Genomic DNA, 18,518 nt, shown 5'->3' on the forward strand with positions numbered 1-18,518 from the left:
CCAACCGATGGAGGGGCATGGACGGGAACAGCTACTGGAATCCTCGCCATGAGACCATGCCGAGGCGGCAACTCGAGGCGCTCCAGCTCGCCAAGCTCAGCCGGGCGATCGGCTGGGCGCTCGATCGACCGGGCCTGCAGGGCCGGCTGCTGAGGGAGGCGGGTGTCTCCCCGGATCGCCTCACCAGCCTGGCGGACCTGGAGCGGATCCCCTTCCTGACCCGCGAGGCGTGGATGGACACGCAGCTCGCGGCGCCCCCGTACGGCGAACTGCTCGCCGCTCCCCCGGACACCGCGATCCGGCAGCACGTCACCTCCGGCACCACCGGACGCCAGCCCATCCGCGTGCTCGACGGCATGAAGGACTGGGAGTGGATCGCCGAGATGTGGTGCTACGCGTTCTGGGGCTTCGGCGTCCGTCCCCGCGACCGCGTCTTCGTCGCCTTCGGCTACGGCGGCTTCATCGGGTTCTGGGGCGCCCACTACGCCTGCGAGAAGATGGGCTGCCTGGTGCTCCCCGGCGGCAACATGACCACGGAGGCACGGCTGCGCTCCATGGTCGACAACGGGGCGACGGTGCTGTGCTCGACGCCCACCTACGCGCTGCGGCTCGCCCAGGAGGCCCGGCGGCTGGGCATCGACCTGGTCAACGGCCCGGTCGAACGCGTCATCCTGTCCGGGGAGCCGGCCGGTTCCATCCCCGCCACCAAGCGCCTGATCGAGGCCGAGTGGGGCGCCCGCACCGCGGACACCGCGGGCATGACCGAACTCGGCACCGTGGTGATGTTCGAGTGCGAGGCGCGGCCCGGCGGCTGCCACATCATCGAGGACCACTTCATCGAGGAGGTGGTCGACCCCGACTCCGGACGGCCGCTGCCCTACGGGGAGTTGGGCGAGCGGGTGGTGACCTCCTTCGGCCGCGGCTTCATCCCGCTGATCAGATACCGCACCCGGGACCTGGTGGTGCGGACGCCGGGCGGACGATGTCCGTGCGGCCGGACCTGGGACCTCTACGACGGGGGGATACGCGGCCGGGTCGACGACATGCTGCTGGTGCGCGGCACCAATGTGTACCCGCGGGCGATCGAGGCGATCGTGCGCGAGTACCCGGAGATCGACGAGTTCAGGATCCGCCTCCACACGGTGGACGGCATCCGCGAGGAAGTCGAGGTCCAGATCGAGGTGGCCGGCCGCGGCGCCGCCGACGGGCGACTGGTCCCGGCGCTGGCCAAGTCCCTGGCCGAGGGCACCGGAGGGCTGCGGATCGGCGTCCGCGAGGTGGCCGCGGGCACGCTGCCGCGCTTCGAACTCAAGGCCCAGCGGGTGCAGGACGACCGGATCGTCATCGGGAGCGGTCGGGCCAAGGAGGCCGTGACGTGAGGAACGCGCTGGGAACCGAGCTGACCGCGGCCCAGGAGGAGCTCGCCGACGTCTACCGGGCGGTGCGCCACCTGGTGGTCGACCGGGCGGACGAGCTGGCGCCGTACGAGGCGCGCAACGCCATGAAGGCGCTGGCCTGCCTGTGGCAGATCGTGAACGGCCTCGACCTGGAACCGGAGCAGCTCTACCGTGCCGGCGTCTGACCTGGCGCCGGCCGGGGTGGACGGCTGCCGGATCGGGGTGGGGCTGCCCTCGGCGGTGCCCGGCGCGGACGGCGGGCTGCTCGTGGAGTGGGCGCGCCGCGCCGAGGAATGGGGCTTCGGCTGCCTGGGCGTGCTGGACCGCGCGGTGTATCCCAGCTTCGACCCCCTGGTGGCGCTGGCGGCCGCGGCGGCGGTCACCGAGACCGTGGAGCTGGCGACCACCATCCTCATCACGCCGCTGCGGCAGCCGGCGATGCTGCTCAAGCAGATCGCCTCGCTCACCGCGCTCGCGCCCGGCCGGGTCGTCCTCGGTGTGGGCACCGGGGCGCGCGGCGACGACTACGAACGTGCCGGCACGTCCTGGGCGGGCCGGGGCAGGCGGCTGGACGCGTTCCTGGGCGAGGCGGTGCGTTACTTCGACGGCCCGGCCGCCGGCGAGCGGACGGTGCCGGCCGCCCGCCCGGCGATCGTGGTCGGGGGCGGGCGGCCGGCCGTCTTCTCCCGGATGGCGCGCTGGGGTGACGGCTGGATGTTCGGTGGCGGTTCGCCGCGCGCGTTCGACGCGGGCCGGGCCGCCGCGACACGGGCCTGGGCGGCGGCCGACCGGCCCGGCCGGCCCCGGCTGTGGGCGATGGACTACTACGCGCTGGGCGACACCGGGCGGGGCGCCGCCTATCTGCGGGACTACTACGCCTTCCTGGGACCGCACGCCGCCCGGGTGCTGTCCGGCAGCCTCGGCACCGGCGCCCAGCAGATCCGGCACCTCGCGCATGTGTACGCCGACCTGGGCTGCGAGCGGCTCGTGCTGTTCCCGGCCGTCGCCGATCTCGGCGAACTGGAGCGTCTGGCCGAGGCCGTACCCCGGCTGGACCGCCAGGCCGCGTCGTCCGGCACGGGGGTCTGAATGCGGGTGCGGGTGATCGGCGGCGGACCGGCCGGACTGGTGTTCGCGCAGACGTACAAGAGCGCCGCGGAGCGGGCCGAGGTGGTGGTCTCCGACCGCCTCGGCGGGCGGTGCCCGCGCGGCCTGGGCGTGCTGTTGTCGGAGAGCACCCGGCGGCGGCTGCACGAGGTCGCGCCCGAGGTGTACCGGGAGCTGGAACCCTCCTTCGTCCGCTGGGACATGCTGGAGGTGCGCCGCGGCCGCGAGCGGATCTCGATGCACGGGCACGACTACGCGGCGGTGTCCCGGCGCCGTCTGCTGGCCGCGCTCGGCGACCGGTGCGAGGCGGTCGGCGTGGTGCTGAAGACCGAGGACGTGCGGCGGCCGCCGGACGAGGCGGACCTGGTGGTGGTCGCGGAGGGCATCGGCAGCGCCGGCCGGGAGCGGCTGGCCGGGCAGCTGGGCGTCAGGCGGCGGACGCACACACCGCGGTTCTTCTGGTTCGGCACCGCGAAGCTCTTCCACTGCCTGACCTTCGTGGTGCGGGACGGGCCGGTCGGGCTGTTCCAGGCCCATGCCTATCCGGTCGACCACGAGACGAGCGCGTTCATCGTCCAGTGCAGCGAGCGGAGTTGGCTGGAGGCCGGCTTCGACCGGGCCACGCCGCAGGAGGCCGCGGTCCGCTGCGCGGAGATCTTCGAGGACTGCCTGGACGGCGAACCGCTGCTGGCCGGCGACCAGGACTGGCGGCGGTTCACCACCGTGGGCTGCTCCCGCTTCTCGGCGGGGAACACGGTCGTGGTCGGCGACGCGGCGCACACCGTGCACTGGTCGATCGGCTCCGGCACCAAAGTGGCGGTCGAGGACGGCGCCGGCCTGGCGCGGGCCCTGGTCCAGGCGCCGACCCTGACCGAGGGGCTGGCGCAGTACGAACTGGCCCGGCACGGGCCGGTCGAGCGCCTCCAGCAGGCCGCGGCCCGCAGCGCCGACTACTTCGACCACCTCGACCGCCACCGCGCGCAGCCTCCCGCGCTGCTGGCGTTCAACCTCTTCACCCGCAGCGGGCGGCTGACGTACACCGGCATCCGGGACCGCGACCGGCACTACGCGGACCGGTACGAGCGCTGGTTCGCCGGCCGCGGCGGCGGCGTGGGGACAGATCCCGTGGCCGGCCCGAGCGGGGGCCCGGACGCCACCGCGCTGCTCACCCCGCCGCCCGGCCGCACCCCGATCGCGGTGCGCGGCAGGGTGCTCGCCAACCGGGCGGTGGTCCGGGTCGCGCTGCATCCGTCCGGCGGCGACCCGCTGGCCCGGGTGGCACGGGCCGCCGCCGGACGGCCCGGTCTGCTGGTGCTCGACCGGCTCGCCGTCACCGCGGCCGGCGCCTGGCAGGGAGCGCCGGTGCTGGACGAGGCCGGCGCGCCGGCGCTGGCCCGATGGATCGGCGCGGCGCACGAGCACGGCGCCGGCGCGGTCGCGGCCGTCCTCGACCACGCGGGGCCCTCCGCCGGGCGGGGCCGTGCGGACGGCGGGCGGCTCGACCACCGGCTCGGCGCCGGCGCGGTGGCCGCCTCCGCCCTGCCCGCTGGCGGCGCCGGCCGTACGCCCCGCGCACTGCCCACCGGTGAAGTGGACGGCTTGCTCGAGCAGTTCACCGCGGCGGCCGGGCGGGCACTGGCGGCGGGCGCCGACGCGGTGCTCGTCAATATGGCGCACGGCAATCTGCTGGCGACCTTCGCCTCGCCGCTGCTGAACCAGCGCACCGACGCGTACGGCGGTTCCCCCGCCCACCGCGTCAGGCTGCCGGCGGCCGTGACGGCCGCGGTCCGCCGGGCGCACCCGGGCGCGCTGCTCGGCGCGGTGGTCTCCGCCCACGACGGGCTGCCCGGCGGCGGTTCGGTCACCGACGCGGCGGCGCTGGTGGCGGCGCTGGTCCGGTCCGGCGCCGACATGGTGGTGGTCGAGGCCGGCCAGGCCACCGACGAGGCGCTGGTGTGGTCCGACCAGGTCGCGCTGCTCGGCTTCGCGGACGCGCTGCGCGCGGCGGGCGCGCCCGTGGTCGTGCTCGGCGGCCTGACCCTGGACGCCGACGAGTTGAGCACCTGTGTCGGGGCCGGCCGGGCCGACCTGTGCGTGATGGAGCGGCTGTGAGCGGGGAAGCGGGCCTGACGGGCGAGGGCGGGCTGCTGGCGGTGGCCGCGCTGCGGGCGGCCGGCGTGGACACCGTTTTCACGCTGTCCGGCGGCCATATCTTCTCGCTGCTGCACGCGGCGGCGCGGGACGGGATGCGTATCGTCGACGTCCGCCACGAGCAGACCGCCGTGTTCGCCGCGGAGGGCGCCGCCAAGCTCAGCCGGCGCCCGGGTGTGGCCCTGCTGACCGCCGGGCCCGGCGTGACCAACGGCGTCAGCGGTCTGGCGACGGCCCAGGCCAACGGCTCGCCGCTGCTGGTGCTGGCCGGCCGCGCCTCCCAGCGGCGCTGGGGCTCCGGTTCGCTCCAGGAACTCGACCATGTCCCGCTGGTGGCCCCGCTGACCAAGCGCGCGGCGACCGTGACCCGGACCGACGAGATCGCCGCCGAGGTGGGAGCGGCGCTGCGTACCGCCGCCGCCCCGCACCGGGGGCCGGTCTTCCTCGACATCCCGATCGACGTCCTGCACCAGCGGGCGAGCGTGCCGCCGCCGTCCGCCGGACCGGCCGCGCCCCCGGACCCCGGCGATCCGGACGAGGTGGCGCGGGCCGCCGCGATCGTGGCCGCCGCGCGGCAGCCGGTGCTCGTCGCGGGCGGCGACGTGTGGTGGGGCGGCGCCTGGGCGGCGCTGCGCCGCTGCGTCGAGGCGCTGCGGGTGCCGGCCTTCATGAACGGGCAGGGGCGCGGCGCGCTGCCTCCCGGGCACGAACTCGCCTTCAGCCGGACCAGGGACGCGCTGAAGGAGGCGGACGCGGTGGTGGTCGTCGGTACGCCGATGGACTTCCGGCTGTCGTTCGGGCGCTTCCCGCAGGCGCGGATCGTGCACATCGTGGACGACCCGGGCCGCCGGGCGGCGCATGTGCCGGTGGCGGCGGCGCCGGCCGGCGACCTGGCGGCGATCCTCGACGCGATGGCGGTCTGGCCGGGCGCCCGGGACGACCACGCGGAGTGGATCGGGCGCCTGCGCGACCGGGAACGCGCGCGACGGGCGGCGGAGCGGGCGGAGCTGGAGTCGGCGTCCTCGCCGATCCATCCGGCGCGGGTGATCGGTGAGTTGGGCGCGCTGCTCGACCGGGACGCGATCGTGGTGTGCGACGGCGGCGACTTCGTGTCGTACGCCGGGCGGCTGCTCGACTCCCATCAGCCGGGCTGCTGGCTCGATCCGGGCCCGTTCGGCTGCCTGGGCGTCGGGCCGGGCTACGCGGCGGCGGCCCGGCTGCTCCACCCGGACCGCCAGGTGGTGCTGCTGCTGGGCGACGGCGCGTTCGGGTTCTCGGCCGGCGACGTCGACACGCTGGTCCGCCACAAGCTGCCGGTGGTGATGGTGGTCGGGAACAACGGCATCTGGGGACTGGAGAAGCACCCTATGCGCAAGCTCTACGGTTCGGACGTGGCCGCCGACCTGCGGCCCGACACACGGTACGACCTGCTGGTCCGCTCGCTGGGCGGCGACGGCGAGACGGTGCTCCGCCCCCAGGACATCGCCCCGGCGCTGAAGCGCGCGTTCGCCTCGGAGGTGCCCTATCTCGTCAATGTCCTCACCGACCCGGATGTGGCCTACCGTCGTTCGGCGAACCTCGGATGAGCGGCGGCGGAGCGGGTGGCCGGGGGCTCCAGTTCGGGGTGCTGCAGTTCTTCTCCTGGCCCGGCCGCAGGGTGCCGCTGACGACCGTCTACCGCCGGGCGCTGGAGCGGATCGACCTGATGGAGCGCTCCGGGGTCTACGAGGCGGTGTGGCTGGCCGAGCACCACTTCACCCCGTACTCGGTGTCGCCGTCGGTCAGCGTGATGGGCGCGCTGGTGGCCGCCAGGACCGAGCGGCTGCGGATCGGCACCGCCGTTTCGCTGGCCGCGATGTACCACCCGCTGCGGCTGGCCGAGGAGATCGCCCTGCTGGACGTCGTCTCCGGCGGGCGGGTCAACTGGGGCGCCGGGCGCGGCAACGACCCGGGCGAGTTCCAGGTCTTCGGGCTCGACCTCGACCGCAGCTACGCGCTGTTCCGGGAGAACGTGGACATCGTCGTACGGGCCTGGCAGGACGAACGCCTCACCTATCACGGCGACTTCCACACCTTCGAGGACATCGAGGTGCTGCCCAAGCCGCTGCAGCGGCCGGGGCCGCCCGTCTGGCTGGCGTCCTCCTCGCCGGACGCCATCGCCTGGGCGGCGGCGGCCGGTTACTCGATCCTCATGGACCCGCACTCCCCGCACACCGGCATCGGCGCCAAATACGCGGCCTATCGGGACGGTCTGGCGGCCGCCGGCCACGCCACCGAGGGCCGGGTCACTCCGATGGCGCGGCTGATCGCCGTCGCGCCCACCGACGAGGAGGCGCGCGCCGTCGCCCTGCGCGGCGCGCAGTGGACGGTGGCGTCGATGAGCGACCCGGCCCGGCGCAGGCTCTCCAAGGGCATCCGCGCGGCGGCGCCGCCGAAGGCCGAACACGGCGAGCACGCGGGGCAGGAGCGGCGGTCGCGGGCCGAGCGCTATGTCGACGAGGTGGTCGTCCACGGCAGCCCCGAAAGAGTGGTGGACCGGATCCGCGCGCTCCAGGAGGAGATCGGCCTGCACTACCTGCTGTGCGCCCCGCTGAGCCACAGTTCGTTCGTCCTGCTGACGGAGGAGGTGATCCCCAAGTTGCTCCGGTGAGGCAGGCTGGAACGACCGAACTGCGAAGAGGGAAAGGGCAGCTGATGGACAGCCAGTGTCTACTCGTCGACGGCGACGACACGTTGTGGGAGAACAACATCTACTTCGAGCGGGCGATCGAGGACTTCCTCGATCTGATGGCCCACGAGTCGCTGACCCGCGCCGAGTTGCGCGGCGTCCTGGACGAGGTCGAGACGCGGAACTGCGCGGTGTACGGCTACGGCGCCAGGAGCTTCGTCCGCAGCCTGCACGACTGCTACCAGCAGGTGCACGACCAGCGGGCCTCCGACGACCACGGGCGGGTGATCACCGAACTGGGCGACCGCATCCTCCAGCAGGCGCCGGTCGTCATCGCCGACGTACGCGAGACGCTGGCGTACCTGCGGGGCAGGCACCGGCTGATCCTGCTGACCAAGGGCGACTACGACGAGCAGGCGGCGAAGGTGGAGGCGTCGGGCCTGCGGCCGCTGTTCGAGGACGTCGTCATCGTCGAGGAGAAGACCACCGGCACCTACACCACCGTGGTGGAGGAGGCGAAGGCCGATCCCGACCGGACCTGGATGATCGGCAACTCGCCGAAGTCCGACATCATCCCGGCGCTGGAGGCCGGGCTGCGCGCGGTCTACGTCCCGCACCCCGACACCTGGGTGCTGGAGCGGCGACCGGTGCCGGTGGCGCCGGACCGGCTGCTGTCGCTGGTCCGCTTCGCCGAGTTGGCGGAGCACTTCTGATGCCGCGCCCCCATCTGGCGGCGGTCGGCGACGCGCTCGCCGACATCGTGGTGCCGGTCGGCCCGGAGGTGTGCGAGCGGCTGGGCGTCGCGCCGGGGGCGGCCGCCTTCGTCTCCCGGCCGGCCCTGGAGGAGGCCGCGGCCGGCCTGACCGGACCGGCCGGACCGCCGGCCGTCACGGCGGGCGGCAGCGCCGCGAACACCTGCGTCACGTTCGCGGCCGCCGGGGGGCTGGGCACACTCGTCACCGCCTCGATGGGGGACGGCCTGAGCCGGGCGGTCCGCGACGACCTGCTGGCCCGCGGCGTCCGGGTACCGCTGGCGCCGGTCCGGGAGGGCGCGACCGGGCGGTGCCTGGTGCTGCTGCTGCCGGACGGCGACCGGGCGTTCATGATCTGGCAGGGCGAGCCCTGGCGGCTGCGGACGCTGCGCGAGGGGCTCGACGCTGCCTTCAGCGGCGGTCCGCGCTGCGACGGAGTGCTGGTCGAGGGCTATCTGCTGGCCGGGGACGACGGGATGGAGGTGGGCCGCACGGCGGTGCGGCTCGCCGCCGCCCAGGGCGCGGTCCCGGTACTGACCCTCTCGGACAGCGCGCTGGTCGCCGCGCACCGGCCGCGTTTCGAGCGGCTGCTGGCGGACGGGGTGCGCACGCTGATCGGCAACGAGGCGGAGATACGGGCGTTCACCGGCGCCGACGACGCCGAGGAGGCCGCCGCCGCGCTGGCCGGCGAAGGCGTGCTCGCCGTCGTCACGCTGGGCGGTCGCGGCGCGCTCGTCCACGGTCCGGACGGCCGGCACACGGTGGCCGGCAGCGGCGCCGCGGTGACCAGCGCGCTGGGCGCCGGGGACGCGTTCGCGGGCGGATTCCTGTCGGGCCTGCTGTCGGGCCTGCCGCATCCCGGCTGCCTGGCCCTGGGCAGCGCCAGGGCCCGCGCGGTGCTGGACGTGCGGCAGGCGCGCGCTCCGGTGCGGCAGCCGGCCGGAAGGGCGTGATGGATCCGGACTCCTGACGCACGGGGACAGCCGGCCGGCCGCCGGGAATTTCTCGCATTTCTCACCGACTGGCAGGGCGGATATTCCATGCCCTTTTCCGAGGAGGTCGCGGATTATTTTCCACCCGCCACCCGGTCTTGCTCCGCGCGTGCGGCTCTGATATTCCTGGCCAGGCGACCGTCGTTTGTCGAGAGAACGAGAGAACGAGAGAAGAGGATCGCCCTCATGACGATTACCGTGCGCACCGAAGGAATCGGCCCCTCGGCGGTTTTCGCCCTGCCCTGGCTGGTCGCCGACGAACTCGGCTACTTCGCCGAGGAGGGAATCGAGGTCGAATTCGTCCGGAACCGCGCCGAGCAGGTGCTGACCGAGCCGGTGGCGGACCACGAGCTGGTCGACTCGATCCGCAACCACGTGCCCTTCGAGGAGGGCCAGGTCGATGTGTACCGGGCCTGCGAGTGGGGACAGATCCGGCGGGCTGCCGACAGCAGGCGCGGGGCGAAGATCTTCGGCAAGCGCTCGTCGGTGGCGGTGATGGCGCTGATGTCGGCCCCCGGATCGCCCTACACCTACCCGCAGACGCTGGCCGGCGAGCCGATCGCCGTGAGCTTCCACAACGGCAATCACTACGCGGCCATCCAGATGCTGGAGGGCTTCCTGGAGGCCGGCGAGATCAAGGCAGTCGGCTATCACACGATCGACGGCTACCGCGCCGTGCAGGCCGGTGAGGCCGCGGTGGTGGCGCTGTCCGAGCCGTGGATCACCTTGGCCGAGAAGCAGGGTTTCCAGAAGGTCATCGAGACCCACTACGCCGGGCTCGAACTGGCCGCGCCCAATTTCGACCACGACGTGTATCTCGGCTGCAACCGGGCGATCACCCGCGCGGTGGCCGACATCAACGCGGACAAGCGGGCGTATCTGCATTATCTGATCGACTCGCTGCCGGCGGTCTTCGCCGGCGAGATCACCCCGGCGGACTTCCACCTGCCCCGGCTGCGCTATGTGAAGCCGGAGCCGTACACCCACCTGGAATTCGAGAAGGCCTATTCCTGGATGCGGCGCTGGGGACTGATCGAATCCGGGTCGCGCTACGAGGACCTGGTGTTCCCGGGGCCCGGCACGGAGGCCGACGCGGAAGCCGACGCCGACGCCGCCCGCTGACCGACCGACACAGGACGAGGGAGGACAGATGACCGAGCCCATCTCGCCGGAATGGGGCGTGCGCGTCCGGACGGGCTGCCGTGTCAGTTTCACCTTGATCGATCTCAACGGGGAGAGCGGCCGGCGCAACGGCATGGCGTCCATGGCGCTGCGCTCCCCCGGCCTGGAGGCGGTGGTCCTGCCGTCCGACGTCAGCACGGTGGAGGCGGACGAGAACGGCTCGGCCCACCTGGAGGCGGTATCGGCGCTCCTGGAGCGGCTGCGCGAGGAATGGCAGGGGCCGCCCGCCCGTGTCGTCATCCGCAAGGGGCTGCCGCCGCACACCGGGTTCGGCTCGGGCACCACCACCGCTGTGGCGGTCGGCCGCGCGTACGCCCAGTTCGCCGGCCAGTCGGTCGCGGTGGCCGACATCGCCAGGGCGGCCGGGCGGGCCGGCACCTCCGGCGCGAGCCCGAACCTGATCGAGCGCGGCGGCTTCCTGGTCGACGGCGGCCATCTGAACCCGGAGGACTTCGCCGAGGACCCCAAGCGCTATCTGGTCCCCACCCGGTACGCGGGCGGCGGGCGACGGCCCCCGGTGCTGATCTCGTCGCCGTTCCCGCAGTGGCCGATCCTGGTCATCATCCCGAACGGGAACCAGATGCACGGCGAGGTGGAGCGGGAGTTCTTCGCCCGCACCCTGCCGATACCGGCCCAGGAGGCCCGGCGGACGGCGCACGCAGTGCTGATGAACCTGGCGACCTCGGTACTGGAGGCCGACTACCCGTCCTTCTGCCGGGCGGTGAACTTCCTGACCTACGAGAGCTACTTCAAGCAGAAGCAGATCGAGATGCAGTCCTCGGAGGTGAAGATCCTGCTGGAGGAGGCACGCCGGGGGCCGGAGATCGACGCCATCGCGATGAGCTCCGAGGGCCCGATGTGCTATGCCTTCACCCGCCGCCCGCGGGCGGCCGTGCAGCGGCTCGCAGAGATGCGCGCGTCGGGCGTGGTCCGCGACTTCTGGTTCAGCGGGCCGCGCAACGTTCCAGCGTCCGTCGACTGGGTGCCGGCCCTCGACGACGGGTCCCTCCAGTCCCTCGTGGACTGAGCCCGGCCCGGCCGGCCCCGCCTCCACCGAGCAGCACCCCCAGGGAGGGAACAGTGCCGAAGAGGTTCTCGACGAAGGATCTGGTCGCCCGGGAGGAACCCACCGACACCCGCGGCGGTCTGGGCTCCTTCACCTTCACCGACGACTACTCCGTCTTCCACTTCGGGAAGATGCCCGACCGCGTGCCGGACAAGGGCGAAGCGTGCTGCCGGATCGCCGCCTTCAACTTCGGCCTGCTGGAGCGGGCCGGCGTCCACCACCACTTCCGGGGCTTCCAGCCGCCCACCCGGATGGAGTTCGTCCTGCTGCGCGTCCTGGACCCGCGGCTGCGGACGCTGACTCCCGGCGACGTCAACCACCTGATCCCGCTCCAGGTCATCTTCCGCAACACCGTCCCGGAGGGCTCGTCCGTGCTGCGCCGGCTGCGGCTGGGCCGGCTGACGCCACAGGACATCGGGCTGGCCGAGCCGCCGGAGCCCGGGACCGTACTGTCCCGCCCGCTGGTGGAGTACACCACCAAACTGGAGGAGATCGACCGCTTCGTGGACCGGGCCGAGGCCGCCGCGATCGGCGGGCTCGACGACGGGCAGCAGGCCGAACTGGAGGCCCGCACCCGGGAGATCGACGAGATCGTCACCGCGCACGCCCGCGGCCTCGGGCTGCTGCACGCCGACGGGAAGGTGGAGTTCGGCCGGGACGACCGGGGCCGGCTGATGCTGGTGGACCACGCGGGCACGCCGGACGAGGCCCGGCTGCTGCTGGACGGGGCGCATGTGGGCAAGCAGGTGCTGCGCGACCACTACACCGCGACCGGGCTGCAGGGCAGGGTCGAGGAGTGGGTACGGGAGGGCCGGCCGCGTTCCACCTGGCCGGCGCCGGAGCCGCTGCCGCCCGAACTGGTCGAGCTGACCGCCGAGATGTACCGGTCGCTGTGCGAGGCGTGGACCGGCGTCAAGGTGTGGGGGGCGCAGGACCTGGACCGCGTGCTCGCCCGGCTGGCGGAGGTGGCGCCCGGTCCCCGGGAGCGGGGCGCGGCGGGGCCCGGCACCTCGCGGAAAGGAATGTCATGAACCTGATCACCAGCTGGCGGGCCCGCACGCCCGCCGAACCGCCGCCGTCCCCCCTGCCGGACCTGCCGGGTCCGCCGCGGGCCGCCGAAGCGCTTCGCCGCCGGGCGCTACCACTCGATCGTCGCGGCGAGTGCGCCCGACCGCCTGGAGGTCACCGCCGTCACGGACGAGGGAGTGGTGATGGCGGTGGAGCGCCGGAACCTGCCGGTCGCCGCCGTCCGGTTCCAGCCGGAGCCGATCCTGGGCCTGCGCGGCGGCATCGGCCATCGTGTCGTGGAGGCGGTGCTGCGTGATCTCCTCGCGGGCTGACACCGAGTCGGACGGCTCTCCCGCGCCCCGGCCGGCGGAGGAACCGTCCGCCGGCCCCGGGGCGGACGGCGGCCGTTACCTGGTCACCGCCGACCGCGTGTGGGACGGCGTGTCGCCGGAGCCGGTGGGCGACGGATTCGTCCTGGTGGAGGGCGAGCGGATCGGGGCGGTGGGACGGCGGGCCGACCTCGGCGAGTTGGCCGATCTGCCGCGGGTCGAGCTGCCCGGGGCGACCGTGCTGCCGGGCCTGATCGACTCCCATGTGCATCTGACCCTGTCCGGCTCGGCCACGCCGATCCGCGACTTCAAGAAGGACGCCCGGGCCGGCTCGGCCGCCCTGGCGGTGCGCGGCGTGCGGAATCTGCGGCGCGCGGCGCTGGCCGGGGTCACCACCGTGCGCGACCTCGGGACGCCCAACGACGTCGCGTTCGCGTTGCGTTCGGCGGTGGCCGAGGGACAGCTGCTCGGGCCGCGGGTGCTGACCAGCGGCCGGCCGATCACGGTCACCGGCGGCCACTGCCACTGGTTCAGCCACGAGTGCGACTCGCCCACCGAGATCCGGGTGGCCGTGCGGCGCCAGGCCAGGGACGGCGCCGACTGGATCAAGCTGATGCTCAGCGGCGGCAATCTGACCCCGCGCACCAACCCCGGCAGACCCCAGTTCAGCGCGGAGGAGGTGCGCGCCTGCGTGGAGGAGGCCGACCGGCTCGGCCTGCCGGTCGCGGTGCACGCCTACGATCCGCACAGCATCCGCCGGGCGGCGGACACGGGAGTGCGCACGGTCGAGCACTGCCTGTTCGAGACCGCCGACGGCATCGCCTTCGACCCGGCCACCGCGGATCTGATGGCCGCCCGCGGTATCGCGTTCGTCCCGACGATCAGCGGCGCTTACCAGCGGATGCGGAGCGCCGGGCCCGGCGCTCCGGACCTGATCGCGCCGCGGTTCCGCGCGCGGCAGGACCTGATCCGCGAGGTCTTCCGGCGGATGATCGCCGCCGGGGTGCCGATGGTCGCGGGCTCCGACGCGGGCGTGCCGCAGCGCGCCTTCGACGGTCTCCCGGCCGACCTGGGCGCGTTGGTCGGCGCGGACGGCATGGGGCTCGGCTGCCGGGAGGCGCTGCGCTCGGCGACCTCGGTGGCCGCGGCGCAGCTCGGCCTGGCGGACGCGGGCGTGCTGGCGCCGGGCCGCCGCGCGGACCTGCTCGCGGTGGACGGCGATCCGCTGCGCGACATCGGCGCGCTCGTCCGGCCGCGGTTGGTGCTGGCGGCCGGGCGGGTCGCGCTGGGGCCCGGCGGCAGCGGACCGGGGGCGACCTGGTGAGGCCCCGGCGGACCGCCGGACCACAGGCAGAACCCGAAAGGAGCAGCACATGAGATTCGGCATCTTCTTCGAGCTGTCGGTGCCGCAGCCGCTGGCGCACGGCGACGAGGTCCAAGCCTACCGGGACGCGCTCGAACAGAGCAGGCTCGCCGACGAGTTGGGGTTCTCCACTGCCTGGGCGGTGGAACACCACTTCCTCCAGGAGTACTCGCACTGCTCGGCGCCGGAGGTCTTCCTGACCGCGGTGGCCATGTCGACCCGGCGGCTCCGGGTGGGCCACGGCGGGGTGGTCTGCGTGCCGGGGATCAACCACCCGATCCGTGTGGCGGAGCGGGCCGCCGCGCTCGACATCCTCTCCGGCGGCCGGCTGGACATGGGCACCGCCCGCGCGTCGACCATCACCGAACTCGGCGGCTTCGGGGTCGATCCCGACACCACCAAGATGTCCTGGGACGAGTTCGTGCACATCCTCCCCCGGCTGTGGACCGAGGACCGGGTGGGGTACGAGGGAGCCACCTTCTCCTTCCCCGAGCGGCCGGTGGTGCCCAAGCCGGTCCAGGACCCGCATCCGCCGCTGTGGGTCACGGTGACCTCGCCGGGCACCGAGCGGGACGCGGCAGACCGCGGGCTCGGCTGCCTGGGCGTGGCCGCCGCGGGCTTCAAGGAGCAGGAGCGGCGCACCGCCGAGTACCGCAAGCGGATCCAGCACTGCACGCCGGCCGGCAAGTCGGTCAACGAACAGGTGGCCACGATGAATTACCTGTTCTGCCACCCGGACGACGAGGTGGCCGGCCGGGTCGGCGGCGCGATGTTCGCCGCCTTCGGCATGCTCAACAGCAATCTGCTGTGGGCCAGGGAGGTGTACCCGACACCCTCCTACCGCTCGCTCGGCAATCTCGCCGCGGGCAGCGTCGCCCAGGTCCGCGACGACGACCCGGGACGGCGGCGCCCGGTGCCGGAGGGCGTCGCGATCGGCGATCCGGAGCGGATCGTCAAAGCCGTCAAGGTGTGGGAGTCGGTGGGTGTGGACGCGATCAACTTCCTGCTGAACACAGCGAATCTGATCCCGCAGCAGGACGTGCTGGACAGCATGCGGCTGTTCGCCGCCGAGGTCATGCCGCACTTCGCGGAAGGCGGCCGGTGATGCTGAGCGGAACAGCCGACCCCGAGGCCATGGCCGCCGGCGCGCCCTTCGTCGCCGCCCCCGCGACCGAGCCGGTGGTGTGCCGCGGCGCCGAACTGCTCCAGGCGGTCTACGAGGTGCGCTCCGCCGGCCGGCAGGACCTGCTGCCCCCGGCCCTGCACCCGGTGAGCCCGCCGGCGGTCACGCTGACGGTGCTGCGGGCCGAGGAGAGCGACATCGGGCCCTTCACACTGGCCGAGACCCGGATCATCTGCCGCAGCGGCCCGCGCAGCCGGGGCCTGCACGTGTCGTGCTTCGTCCAGGGCGAGGAGGCCGCCCGGGTGCTCGCCGAGCGGTGGGGCTACCGGGTGCGGGCCGCCGAGGTGGAGCTGCGCCACCGCTACGACCGCTCCACCGCCGAGGTCCGCCGCGACGGCCTGCGCCCGCTGGTGCTGGACCTCCTCGCGCCGCGCCCGCTGTCGGCGGGCGACCTGCAGTTCACCGACGCCATGCACCTGGTCCGGACGCCCGCCGGGACCAGGCTCCTCCAGGTCGAACGCGCCTACCAGGTCCGTGCGGCCGAGCGCGGCCGGCCGTCGCTGGCGGAGTTCGACGGCGCCGCGTGGGGCGAGTCCAGGCTGCGTCCCACGCAGCCGATCTCCGCGGTGTGGGCGGCCGCCGACGTGACGATACGGCCGGTGCGCTACGTATGCCGCGCCGATGTCGGCGCTCTGGAGGGGACGGAACGCATTGGCCAGTGACGACACTCCGCCGGCGGCCCGCTCGCCCCATCTCGACGGCCACCGGTACGCCGCGCCCATGCAGAGCGCGGCGTCCGGGCCGCTGCGGGGACTGCGGGTGGCCGACCTGACCCGCGCGGTCTCCGGGCCGTTCTGCACCATGATCCTGGCCGACCTGGGCGCCGAGGTGATCAAGGTCGAGCCGCCGGCCGGCGATCTGCCCCGGTTCAGCGGCCCCTTCACCGTGGACGACACCGTCCGCGGCTTCGGCGGGCTGTTCGGCAGCATCAACCGCAACAAGCAGGGCATCGTGCTGGACCTCGGCCGGCCGGCCGACCGGGAGACGCTGCTCCGGCTGATCGACAGCTCGGACGTGGTGGCCGAGAACTACCGCTCGGGTGTCATGGAGCGCTGGGGGCTGTCGTACGAGACACTGCACGAACGCAATCCGAAACTGGTGTACGCCTCGATCCGCGGCTTCGGCGACCCGCGCACCGGCCGCAGCCCGTATGTGAACTGGCCCGCCTACGACGTGGTCGCGCAGGCGATGGGCGGCCTGGTCAGCATGACGGGTGCCTCGCCGCAGGAGGCGGTCCGCACCGGTCCGACCATCGGCGACCTGTATCCCGCCACGCTGCTGGCCATCGGCATCCTGGCCGCGGTCCTGCACGCCCGGGAGACCGGCGAGGGCCAGCTGGTCGACGTGGCGATGGTGGACTCGATCGTCTCGTTGTGCGAGACGGCGGTGTACCGCTACTCCTACACGGGTGTCGTCAGCCGGCCCACCGGGAACAGCCATCCGCAGCTCGTACCGTTCGACATCTACCCGACGAGCGACGGCAAGTGCGCGATCGCCGCCCCCACGGACAACCACTGGAAGATCCTCTGCGAGGTGATCGGGCGCCCCGAACTCGCGGGTGACGAGCGGACGTCCACCAACGGCGGCCGGGTGGCGCACAGCGCGATCGTGCAGGAGGCGATCGCGCGCTGGACGGCGGAGCGGACGACCGCCGAGATCGCCCGGGAGCTCGGCGGCCGGGTGCCGGTGGGACCGGTCAACGACGCGGCCGACCTGTTCAGCGACCCGCACCTGCGGGCCCGGGAGATGCTGGTCGCCGTGGACCAGCCCGGTGGCGGCCGTCCGGTGGTGGTGCCCAACACCCCGATCCGCTTCACCGCGACCCCGTCGGGCGTCTACCGGCGTCCCCCGCTGCTCGGCGAGCACACCGAGGAGGTACTGGCCCGGCTGGCGGCGCGGACGGACCCGCGGCAGCCGCCGGACGGCGCCACCGGGCCCGGTTGAGGCACGGAGGGAACGGCCCGGCGGTTGTCGCGGTGGTCCGGCGCGATCGGTCGGCCGTCGGGTCGCCGGTCAGGCGCGGCGGCCGGTCAGCGCGAGCAGCCGGGTCTGCGGATCGTCGGCCGGACCGGCCTCGACATCGGCGAAGCCCAGCTGCTGGCGGAGCTGCGGGCGGGCGGTGAGCAGTTCGGCGCAGGCCTCGACCAGGTCGGCCGGCAGCAGCGGGTCGCGGCCGGCCGCGACACCGAGGTCCCACCCGTGGATCAGCACGTCGATGAACCGCTGCCGCGCGTAGACCCGGCCCGGCCTGGCACCGTAGGACAGCGGCCACAGCCGCTCCATCGCGTCATCCTCGGCGAAGGCGTCGGTGGCGGCGACGACCGAGGCCTCGTGGGCGGCCACCGGGTCGTCCCCGAGCAGATCGCCGTCCAGGCCGGTGCCGACCTCCTCGATCGTCCTGCCGCGCCCGAGTTCTCCCACCCAGAGGTTGCCGGAGACCAGATGGTTGACGAGCTGCCGTACGTTCCAGTCCTCGCAGGGGGTCGGTGCCTGCCACTGGTCCGGGCCGACGGCGGTGACGAACCGGTGGGTCGACCGCAGTGCTTCCGCGTGCAGAGTACGGATATCCATGCCGATATCATATGACTTATACGGACCCGCTGAACCCGCTCCGGCGTCAAGTATCAGGCGCCGTCGGCGGGTTGGGCGAGCACCCGGTGGATCGAGCGGTCGTAGGCGGCGGTCCGGTCGAACGCCTTCGCGGCCAGCGCCCGGCGCCAGGCCGGATCGGTGGCGGCGACCCGGCCGTCCGCCGCGGCCAGCGCGGCGAGCACCTCGGCGTAGTCGGCGGGATCGACGACCGGCAGCACATGGGCGTGGTTCTTCGCGGCGGCCCGCACCATGGCCGGGCCGCCCACGTCCACCGAGTCCGTGGCGGCGCCCGGCGCGCCGCCGGCCGCCAGGTCGGTGAAGTTGCACACCAGCACGTCGATCCGCGGTATGCCGTACGCCTCGGCGTCGGCCTCGTCCGCCGGGTGCCCGCGCCGGTAGAGCAGGCCGCCGAAGATCGACGGATGGAAGGCGCGCACCCGGCCGCCCATCAGCTCGGGGACGCCCGACAGGTCCCCGACGACGATCGCGGGCACCCCGGCCGCGACCAGCAGCTCGGCCGTCCCGCGTGTCGCCACCACCAGCGCGCCGAGGTCGCGCAGACCGGCGCCCAGCTCCACGATGCCCGTCTTGTCGGTCACCGACAGTACCGCGTACATCCTCGGACCTCCGCTGGATCGGCTGGGTGCGACTGAGTGCGACTGGGGTTCGACCCGGTTCGGCCGGGTCCGGCTGCTTCCGGACCGCGGGGCTTTCCGGCGGGCGTGCCG

At 73.7% G+C, this 18,518-nt stretch carries 17 protein-coding genes and 1 pseudogene; 16 read left to right on the forward strand and 2 right to left on the reverse strand.

Annotated features, from left to right (window positions below; translation table 11 throughout):
* Positions 1-17 precede the first annotated feature (17 nt).
* From ACFO3J_RS25390 to ACFO3J_RS25465, 16 genes and pseudogenes are all read left to right on the forward strand, one after another.
* Positions 18-1,379, forward strand: coding sequence for a phenylacetate--CoA ligase family protein (locus ACFO3J_RS25390; protein WP_386433589.1), 1,362 nt, complete (start codon positions 18-20; stop codon positions 1,377-1,379).
* A complete protein-coding gene (locus tag ACFO3J_RS25395; RefSeq protein ID WP_386433592.1) occupies positions 1,376-1,582 on the forward strand; it encodes a hypothetical protein in 207 nt (68 codons plus the stop codon). The genes ACFO3J_RS25390 and ACFO3J_RS25395 overlap by 4 nt, the downstream gene beginning before the upstream one ends.
* Complete coding sequence (locus ACFO3J_RS25400; RefSeq protein ID WP_386433595.1) at positions 1,569-2,486, forward strand: LLM class flavin-dependent oxidoreductase; 918 nt, start codon at positions 1,569-1,571, stop codon at positions 2,484-2,486. Before ACFO3J_RS25395 ends, ACFO3J_RS25400 begins: the two co-directional genes overlap by 14 nt.
* Complete coding sequence (locus tag ACFO3J_RS25405) at positions 2,487-4,616, forward strand: oxidoreductase (protein WP_386433598.1); 2,130 nt, start codon at positions 2,487-2,489, stop codon at positions 4,614-4,616.
* Positions 4,613-6,241, forward strand: a complete 1,629-nt coding sequence (locus ACFO3J_RS25410; RefSeq protein ID WP_386433601.1) for an acetolactate synthase — start codon at positions 4,613-4,615, stop codon at positions 6,239-6,241. Before ACFO3J_RS25405 ends, ACFO3J_RS25410 begins: the two co-directional genes overlap by 4 nt.
* Positions 6,238-7,305 (forward strand): LLM class flavin-dependent oxidoreductase, encoded by a 1,068-nt coding sequence (locus tag ACFO3J_RS25415; protein WP_386433604.1) that lies wholly within the window; start codon positions 6,238-6,240, stop codon positions 7,303-7,305. Before ACFO3J_RS25410 ends, ACFO3J_RS25415 begins: the two co-directional genes overlap by 4 nt.
* Positions 7,306-7,349: 44 nt before the next feature.
* Positions 7,350-8,036 (forward strand): HAD family hydrolase, encoded by a 687-nt coding sequence (locus ACFO3J_RS25420; protein ID WP_386433607.1) that lies wholly within the window; start codon positions 7,350-7,352, stop codon positions 8,034-8,036.
* Positions 8,036-9,028, forward strand: coding sequence for a PfkB family carbohydrate kinase (locus ACFO3J_RS25425; RefSeq protein ID WP_386433610.1), 993 nt, complete (start codon positions 8,036-8,038; stop codon positions 9,026-9,028). Before ACFO3J_RS25420 ends, ACFO3J_RS25425 begins: the two co-directional genes overlap by 1 nt.
* A 225-nt stretch (positions 9,029-9,253) precedes the next feature.
* Positions 9,254-10,189, forward strand: coding sequence for an ABC transporter substrate-binding protein (locus ACFO3J_RS25430; RefSeq protein WP_386433613.1), 936 nt, complete (start codon positions 9,254-9,256; stop codon positions 10,187-10,189).
* A gap of 28 nt (positions 10,190-10,217) precedes the next feature.
* Positions 10,218-11,276 (forward strand): beta-ribofuranosylaminobenzene 5'-phosphate synthase family protein, encoded by a 1,059-nt coding sequence (locus ACFO3J_RS25435; protein WP_386433616.1) that lies wholly within the window; start codon positions 10,218-10,220, stop codon positions 11,274-11,276.
* 53 nt (positions 11,277-11,329) lie between these two features.
* Entirely contained in the window at positions 11,330-12,346 is a 1,017-nt protein-coding gene (locus tag ACFO3J_RS25440; protein ID WP_386433618.1) for a phosphoribosylaminoimidazolesuccinocarboxamide synthase, read from the forward strand.
* Positions 12,347-12,421: 75 nt separating this feature from the next.
* Positions 12,422-12,655: pseudogene (locus ACFO3J_RS25445) on the forward strand (glutamine amidotransferase-related protein); the annotation flags it as partial.
* Complete coding sequence (locus ACFO3J_RS25450) at positions 12,636-13,976, forward strand: amidohydrolase family protein (RefSeq protein ID WP_386433621.1); 1,341 nt, start codon at positions 12,636-12,638, stop codon at positions 13,974-13,976. The pseudogene ACFO3J_RS25445 and the gene ACFO3J_RS25450, both read left to right, overlap by 20 nt.
* Positions 13,977-14,025: 49 nt before the next feature.
* A complete protein-coding gene (locus ACFO3J_RS25455) occupies positions 14,026-15,120 on the forward strand; it encodes an LLM class flavin-dependent oxidoreductase (RefSeq protein ID WP_386433624.1) in 1,095 nt (364 codons plus the stop codon).
* Positions 15,120-15,860 (forward strand): acetoacetate decarboxylase family protein, encoded by a 741-nt coding sequence (locus ACFO3J_RS25460; protein WP_386433627.1) that lies wholly within the window; start codon positions 15,120-15,122, stop codon positions 15,858-15,860. Before ACFO3J_RS25455 ends, ACFO3J_RS25460 begins: the two co-directional genes overlap by 1 nt.
* Positions 15,850-17,142 carry a CaiB/BaiF CoA transferase family protein gene (locus ACFO3J_RS25465; RefSeq protein WP_386433629.1) on the forward strand — a complete coding sequence of 431 codons (1,293 nt, stop codon included), beginning with the start codon at positions 15,850-15,852 and terminating at the stop codon, positions 17,140-17,142. Before ACFO3J_RS25460 ends, ACFO3J_RS25465 begins: the two co-directional genes overlap by 11 nt.
* Positions 17,143-17,211: 69 nt before the next feature.
* On the opposite strand, the gene ACFO3J_RS25470 is transcribed toward ACFO3J_RS25465, so the two are convergent.
* Positions 17,212-17,769, reverse strand: coding sequence for a TIGR03086 family metal-binding protein (locus tag ACFO3J_RS25470; RefSeq protein WP_386433632.1), 558 nt, complete (start codon positions 17,767-17,769; stop codon positions 17,212-17,214).
* Between the two features lie 53 nt (positions 17,770-17,822).
* On the reverse strand, positions 17,823-18,407 hold the full coding sequence (locus ACFO3J_RS25475) for a hypothetical protein (RefSeq protein WP_386433635.1): 585 nt from the start codon (positions 18,405-18,407) through the stop codon (positions 17,823-17,825).
* Between the last annotated feature and the right edge of the window lie 111 nt (positions 18,408-18,518).

The organism is Streptomyces polygonati (assembly GCF_042650325.1).
Lineage (GTDB): Bacteria > Actinomycetota > Actinomycetes > Streptomycetales > Streptomycetaceae > Actinacidiphila > Actinacidiphila polygonati.

Excerpts from the sequence above, each read along its gene's own strand:
- ACFO3J_RS25390 (WP_386433589.1), top strand. The coding sequence starts at position 18 with ATGGACGGGAACAGCTACTGGAATCCTCGCCATGAGACCATGCCGAGG.
- ACFO3J_RS25405 (WP_386433598.1), top strand. The coding sequence starts at position 2,487 with ATGCGGGTGCGGGTGATCGGCGGCGGACCGGCCGGACTGGTGTTCGCG.
- ACFO3J_RS25415 (WP_386433604.1), top strand. The coding sequence starts at position 6,238 with ATGAGCGGCGGCGGAGCGGGTGGCCGGGGGCTCCAGTTCGGGGTGCTG.
- ACFO3J_RS25420 (WP_386433607.1), top strand. The coding sequence starts at position 7,350 with ATGGACAGCCAGTGTCTACTCGTCGACGGCGACGACACGTTGTGGGAG.
- ACFO3J_RS25425 (WP_386433610.1), top strand. The coding sequence starts at position 8,036 with ATGCCGCGCCCCCATCTGGCGGCGGTCGGCGACGCGCTCGCCGACATC.
- ACFO3J_RS25430 (WP_386433613.1), top strand. The coding sequence starts at position 9,254 with ATGACGATTACCGTGCGCACCGAAGGAATCGGCCCCTCGGCGGTTTTC.
- ACFO3J_RS25435 (WP_386433616.1), top strand. The coding sequence starts at position 10,218 with ATGACCGAGCCCATCTCGCCGGAATGGGGCGTGCGCGTCCGGACGGGC.
- ACFO3J_RS25455 (WP_386433624.1), top strand. The coding sequence starts at position 14,026 with ATGAGATTCGGCATCTTCTTCGAGCTGTCGGTGCCGCAGCCGCTGGCG.
- ACFO3J_RS25460 (WP_386433627.1), top strand. The coding sequence starts at position 15,120 with ATGCTGAGCGGAACAGCCGACCCCGAGGCCATGGCCGCCGGCGCGCCC.
- ACFO3J_RS25470 (WP_386433632.1), bottom strand. The coding sequence starts at position 17,769 with ATGGATATCCGTACTCTGCACGCGGAAGCACTGCGGTCGACCCACCGG.
- ACFO3J_RS25475 (WP_386433635.1), bottom strand. The coding sequence starts at position 18,407 with ATGTACGCGGTACTGTCGGTGACCGACAAGACGGGCATCGTGGAGCTG.